Origin of the sequence: Clostridium sp. (genome assembly GCF_016650035.1) — a bacterium.
Taxonomy (GTDB): Bacteria; Bacillota; Clostridia; order Clostridiales; family Clostridiaceae; genus Clostridium_AD.
Map to the genome: position 1 here is coordinate 1 of NZ_JAENWM010000140.1, position 6,302 is coordinate 6,302.

The window sequence follows — 6,302 nt, forward strand, 5'->3', positions numbered from 1 at the left end:
ACTTATCAAATAAGTAATAAAACCATATAACTATATTTAAACATTCTATCCCAAACATAATGTCAAATAATTCCTGACTACCAATAAATATATAATCAATTATTATACTTAATATTAATACACAATTCGCAATAATTAAAATTTTTTTCATTTTATGATTAAAGTAAATTTTCAAAATGTAATACAATAATGCTTCCACACCTGCACCTATAAAACAAGTAATTATATTCATAGCTGGCCTCCTTATGCTAAATAATTACTAAATTTTAATAAAAAATATAACATTGTAAAAGTTTAGTAATTTAAATATAGATTATATGCATTTACTAACTGAAATCCACTTTTCCACCTAACTTTAGTTTTATCATTTAATAATGATTCTTGGAAAATAATGTTAATGTTGTATATACTTAAATAAAGACAAAATAGTATTGATAGACGAAAGATTAGTCTATCAAAGTATAAGGGGGAATTGATGTGGGTATAGATAATAATCAATATAACCAATTAATAGAAAAAATAAATCCAGAACATCGCCCATGTAACAAAAACCACTAAGTCATACTTAGTGGTTTTTACTTTGCATAAATATAATTAGTCGTAAAGATGATAACCCAGTTTATAAAAGTGTTATTTTAACTACCTGGTGCTTTTTAAAAGTAACAAATGGCGGCAGACCAGCTGCTTTCTTTAGATAGTTAAAAAACACTTCTTCATCTGGCATGATATCAATATGAGCGGACATCTTTTCTTTACCAAAGAAACCTAAGCTTAATTCAACATCTTTACCTGTTGTAGTGAACTCTTAAAAGTCTTTTCGGTTTATATTGAAGGTAAATGCCCCTACATATTGAGAACCTATTCTTTTTGTACTTTAACAAGTTCATTTTTTTCTGAAATTATGTAACCATCTCATCTTTCAATCGTCTTTAGGGTGTAGCAAAAAATAATATATTGAAATTTAGGATTGAAAGGGGAAAAAATGAAAATAAAAATCGATGAAAAAGAGATTATTGTCAAAGACACAACTAAAAATATTGTTGAAATTGCAGAGGATAATGGCATTACTATTACAGCACCATGTTTTAGAAACAAAAAGAAAAACGGGTGTTGTAATGTATGTGTTATTGAAATTGATGGTGTTCAAAAGTATGCATGTGGCACTAAACCTCAAGATGGAATGAATATCGTATATAACCGTGACGACTTGATACTTCTGAGAAAAGAAAGACTAGAAAAGTTTTCACAGGCAATCAAATCTGGTGATACTAGTAATAATAAATGTGGTGGTATTGACCCTAATAAGCAAAGCTCCTCATGTAGCTGTTCAGGTTCCTGTTGTAGTGACTAAACAAAACTAAGTAACTTCTGCATTAAAAAACCGATCTCCTAAAATTAGTTTGTTGTCTAACTTTTAGGGGTCGGTTCAAACATTTATGGGTTCTTCTTAACACCTACCATCACAGTCTTTACATTTTCCTTTTGAAAGATAGTTAATGATATTGCCATACTTATCCACTTCAAAATCGCAGCATTTACTTAACTTATCCTTAAACATATCTTTAGCACGTTTCAATCTTACTTTAGAATCAGATACCGAAATATCTAATGCTTCTGCAATTTCTTTATGCTTCATATTCCTCTTCTCGTACATATCATATACAGATAAATATTTATCAGGAAGTGCAAAAATCATATCACCAATACATTTTGAAATATCATCATTCATATTATCAACATCTTCTTTTTCATCTTCAATTTCATATAAGGTTTCTGGTGCAACTGAGACATCCTTTTTCTTTTTATAAAAGTCTATGATAGTATTCTTTGTAATTTTATAAATCCACGACTTTATTGCAGCTTGACTCTCTAGCCGCTCAATACTACTAAATATCTTAATAAAAACATCTTGTAGAATGTCCTCAGCATCTTGAGTATTGTTAACTTTAGCATTAATATAGTTCAGGAGCTTTTGATTGAACTCATTCCATAATTCATCGAAGTCATACATTTATTGCCTCCCTTTTTCGCTAATCACATGTATAATTCTGGTTATTTTCTAACTAGCTTCACACAGGTCTCCACATGAGCCGTCTGAGGGAACATGTCCACAGGTTGAATCTCTAGCGTTTTGTAGATCAATCATTGTACCATCAACAGCCGCAATCTTATCACTACTCCATAATTTGGGTAGGTAGCACTTACTGTACACGTTAATTATATCTTTAATGGCCTCATCCAATTTGGGGTCTGATCCGGATAAGGGTCCCAAATGGCGTGTAACTTACAAATGAAGACTCAAAAGGCAGTAATGCCTTTTTTTCTTTTTCTTAAGATTAATGATAAACAGGTCTTTAAATTTAGGCTATGTTAGACAATAATGAGAATAATACATATAAAATGGGCTTGCCATGAATAGACAATCCCATTTTATATTCCCAACTGTTAAAGTATTGTAAATTTATGATTTATGAACTATACAAGAATGTTGCGAAGCGATTTATCCTTTTATTTATTTTTATTATCATTATTTTTATCTTTTAATTCTTTCAATATTAAATATCCCCATATTGAAACAATTCCTGATAAATATAATACAGCGTTAATACATCCAACTACATATGACATATTAGCATCATCTGTTCCTAATCCTGAAAAAAACATTGATAACATATATCCAATTACGATTGTAAGCAATCCTATACCTAATGGCTTCATAAAATCCCCCCTTTGAATATGCATTATTTGTCCACATACGTTCCCAAATTTTACTACGGGGTCGTACCAGCCGACTAATTAATCCCTTTTATAGTATTAAATAGAATTTATATATTTATCTATACTCCCTTTCATTCCATTACAACTCTCCTTCTTTACCACCCCAACTACAACTCCTAAAATCTTTGCCTCTTCACATTTAATCTGTATTGGCTCATAGTTTTCATTTTCTGGTATCAGAAGTATTGTGTCTCCCATTTTCATGTATCTTTTTAAAGTTGCCGATTCCGCATCAGTAGCCACAGCAACGATTTCCCTATTATCAGCAGTTTGTCTAACCTCTATTACTACTAAGTCCCCATTATCTATATTTGCACCAATCATGCTATCCCCTTTAACCTTTAAAATAAAGTGTTCTCCACTATTTCCTACCCAATCAGTAGGTACATAGAAGTTCCCTTGGGTTTGAGCATTCATGTATATAGGTAGTCCTGCTGCAATTTCGCAATAAATTTTAAGCGGTATTAAATTCATTTCATCGTAAGAATCTTCACTGCCACTTTCACATATTGTAAGCTGCTCAGTTTCATTTACATCTCTTGTGAATTTATATTTTCTGCTATGTTTCAAATCATTGTATTTATAATCCTCTAAAGAACTTGGTAGCATTGCCGTATTAAATTCAGGTATATCATCTATAACTTCAAAATCCTTATTAATAATAATAACTTCGTTTCCATTAGTTACAATGCCGTATTGGCAGGTATTACTATTTGACATATAAGATTTTAATTGATTTAACCCATTTTCCAAATTTGTATGGGGAGCTTTAACCTCTATGAATACGTAAGGTATAGGATTATTGTTACTGTAAATTTTAATGGCAACATCCACAAGTCCTATCTTAGAAAAATTATTAACTTTATACTCTACATTGATTAAATCTAGTGGATACTTATAAATATTATTTAGTTCCTTTATAATCCACTGTCTTACTTTTTCTTCACGGGAGTATATATCTACAATATTATTCTTATAAGCATAATCCTCTAAGGACACGTTATAGAATTTACTTAATTTGCATTTATATTTTAACTTTAAATACTTTGAGTCTATATCTACTAAGAATCTAGACGGTTTACCACTACTTGTTAAATATAATAGCTCGTTAGCCCTAGTCATTCCTACATATAGTAATTTCCTCTCCATAGTTTCTTGCATACCCTCATCTTCTGCTTCTTGATACGATAGATAAGGTATTATTCCTTCATTTAATCCTATTATAAATACAACTTTAAACTCTAATCCCTTTATTGAATGAATAGTTAATAATTTGACTTTTTCCTCATCAAAATTTTCATTTAACTGCTACTGTAGTTTTGCCTGATCCTGCTACTCCTTTAATTAAAAAATGTCCACTTGGTTTCCCCTGTATTAACTTTTGTTGTTCTACATTTAATTGCATGTTTCGTCCCCCTAAAGGTAATTTTACTAATATATATATATTATAGTATAAATATGTCTATTTATCAAAATTTAACTCTAAAATTGTATAAAAAACAATGGATAAACACTAAACGCTTATCCATCATACTCTACCAAACTATCTTTTAATTGGTTAATTATTTATTCTATCGCTTTTTATCCTTGAAGATAAATAAAAATACCTCAATATACTAAAAATATTTTTCTATTTCCTTCACATCTTTCATGTCAAATAGTTCAAGTCCTATTATTTCTATAGTTTCATCCGATAATTCCATTATCTTATTTTTATATTCATTAGGTATTTTATTGAATCTCTTAGTTAACAGTTTTAATAAGAGTTGTGCTTTCCCTTCTTTCCTACCTTTTTCTATTCCTTTTTCCATTCCTTTTTCCATTCCTTTAGCAATTCCATCCTCTAATATCATCTTTCCTATTTCTGTCATATTAAAGACCTCCTTGAATTTTTTTTTGCTTTCAGCATCTCCGAATTTTTCTAATAATGCATACAACATTGTAAGACACTTTAATTTACTATCGCTAATATTTATCTTATCTACCTTATTAAACTTGGAAAGTTATGTCCAATAGTTTGACATATTCCATGTGACACCTAGCTTTTATATTATTTAAACATTTATTTAAGCTTTTGCTTTACACTCTTAATCAAACGAAGAATATTATCTACAGCAAATGTCATGTTTTCCACACTTTTATACCGACTGGTTTCAAAAGCTTCTGGTAATCTATTTATAGAAAAAATAGAAGTTACACCCAAGTCGTATGACTCGTCTATTCCATTATCTGCTCCCCCTGCAATAACGGACACAGGAACATTTTGAAGTTTTGCCCTCTTAGCCACTCCAATAACTACTTTTCCCCTTAAACTTTGGAAATCAATCTTTCCTTCTCCAGTAAATATCATATCCGCACCAGTAATAACATTACTAAATTTAACCGTGTCCAGAACTGTTTCTATCCCCATTTGTAGTACAGAATCAAAGAATGCTATCATTCCTGCACCCATGGCGCCCGCTGCACCTGATCCAGGTATTTCGCTCAGATCCTTACTCAAATCTTTTTTTATAATTTCCGAAATATTTTTAATACCTTCATCAAGAAATAGTACCATTTCTGCATCTGCACCCTTCTGTGGTCCGAAAACATGAGCTGCTCCTGTTTGTCCGTACATTGGATTATCAATATCACACATTGTGACTATTTCTATTCCATTTAAAACTTCAGCCTTTCCTGATATATCAATACTTGAAATCTCATGAGTCGTTCCCCCTGTAGGAATGAACTTCTCACCTTTATTGTTAAAGAACTTCACTCCTATTGCAGCTGCGGCGCCGCAACCGCAATCATTTGTGCTACTACCGCCAAGGCCTACAATTATCTTCTTTACTCCTCTGCCTGCAGCATCCAAAATCAGCTGTCCAACACCGTAAGTAGTAGTTTTACTGGGGTCTTTTCTGTCTTCAACAAGTGGTAGCCCAGCACATGCTGCCATTTCTATTACAGCTGTATTCCCTTTATCAATAATTCCATAGAACGAATCCATATCTTCAAAATACGGATTTTTGACTATCAGATTTATTTTTTCTCCGCCTAATGCTGTAAGGAAGCAATCTACGCTACCCTCTCCACCATCAGCTACTGGTATTGAAATAACTTTGCATTCAGGAAAATGCTGCTTAATTTTACTTTGTATAATTTCACATATTTGTATCGAACTAAGTGTTCCTTTAAATGAATCTGGTATTAAAATTACTTTTTTCATCATTATCTCCTTTAAATTTTTATAGTTTAAAGAACTATTACGGACACTCCGTCAGGAATAACAGTAATCTTTGAATCCTTATTTCTTCATGTCCATATGGTAATTCAATATTTGTCATATCTTCTCCTCCAATATAAAGATTTATATATAAAAACAATACTGGATTATTATAAACTGGTACCTATAGACTAGACACTTAGAAAAAAAGTGTTTGAGCTGTAGGTGCTTTTTTTGTATAATTAAATACAGAGTATAGTCGGAAAACAATAATTAACAATATCCACATTTAGGAAATAATAATATGTATCTGGATAAC

At 31.1% G+C, this 6,302-nt stretch carries 9 protein-coding genes and 1 pseudogene; 1 reads left to right on the plus strand and 9 read right to left on the minus strand.

Annotation, left to right across the window (positions count from 1 at the left end):
- The coding region (locus tag JJD95_RS19290) for a hypothetical protein (RefSeq protein WP_291645007.1) at positions 1-232 on the minus strand (232 nt) is incomplete at its 3' end.
- A 387-nt stretch (positions 233-619) separates the two neighbouring features.
- On the minus strand, positions 620-745 hold the full coding sequence (locus JJD95_RS19295) for a hypothetical protein (protein ID WP_291645009.1): 126 nt from the start codon (positions 743-745) through the stop codon (positions 620-622).
- Between the two features lie 237 nt (positions 746-982).
- On the opposite strand from JJD95_RS19295, the gene JJD95_RS19300 reads away from it, so the two are divergent.
- Complete coding sequence (locus JJD95_RS19300; RefSeq protein WP_291645011.1) at positions 983-1,351, plus strand: 2Fe-2S iron-sulfur cluster-binding protein; 369 nt, start codon at positions 983-985, stop codon at positions 1,349-1,351.
- A 96-nt stretch (positions 1,352-1,447) separates the two neighbouring features.
- Here JJD95_RS19300 and sigZ read toward each other — a convergent pair whose 3' ends face one another.
- From sigZ to JJD95_RS19335, 7 genes and pseudogenes are all read right to left on the minus strand, one after another.
- Positions 1,448-2,011, minus strand: a complete 564-nt coding sequence (sigZ, locus tag JJD95_RS19305; RefSeq protein ID WP_291645013.1) for an RNA polymerase sigma factor SigZ — start codon at positions 2,009-2,011, stop codon at positions 1,448-1,450.
- 48 nt (positions 2,012-2,059) lie between these two features.
- Positions 2,060-2,242, minus strand: coding sequence for a hypothetical protein (locus JJD95_RS19310; RefSeq protein WP_291645024.1), 183 nt, complete (start codon positions 2,240-2,242; stop codon positions 2,060-2,062).
- Positions 2,243-2,508: 266 nt separating this feature from the next.
- A complete protein-coding gene (locus JJD95_RS19315; protein WP_291645016.1) occupies positions 2,509-2,718 on the minus strand; it encodes a hypothetical protein in 210 nt (69 codons plus the stop codon).
- A gap of 96 nt (positions 2,719-2,814) precedes the next feature.
- On the minus strand, positions 2,815-3,900 hold the full coding sequence (locus JJD95_RS19320; protein ID WP_291645022.1) for a S24 family peptidase: 1,086 nt from the start codon (positions 3,898-3,900) through the stop codon (positions 2,815-2,817).
- Positions 3,874-4,056 (minus strand): annotated as a pseudogene (locus JJD95_RS19325) (3'-5' exonuclease); the annotation flags it as partial. The pseudogene JJD95_RS19325 and the gene JJD95_RS19320, both read right to left, overlap by 27 nt.
- A 338-nt stretch (positions 4,057-4,394) precedes the next feature.
- A complete protein-coding gene (locus JJD95_RS19330; RefSeq protein WP_291645018.1) occupies positions 4,395-4,649 on the minus strand; it encodes a DUF4351 domain-containing protein in 255 nt (84 codons plus the stop codon).
- A gap of 191 nt (positions 4,650-4,840) precedes the next feature.
- The gene (locus JJD95_RS19335) at positions 4,841-5,986 is read right to left on the minus strand and encodes a glycerate kinase (RefSeq protein WP_291645020.1); all 1,146 of its coding nucleotides are present in this window, start codon (positions 5,984-5,986) and stop codon (positions 4,841-4,843) included.
- Positions 5,987-6,302 lie beyond the last annotated feature (316 nt).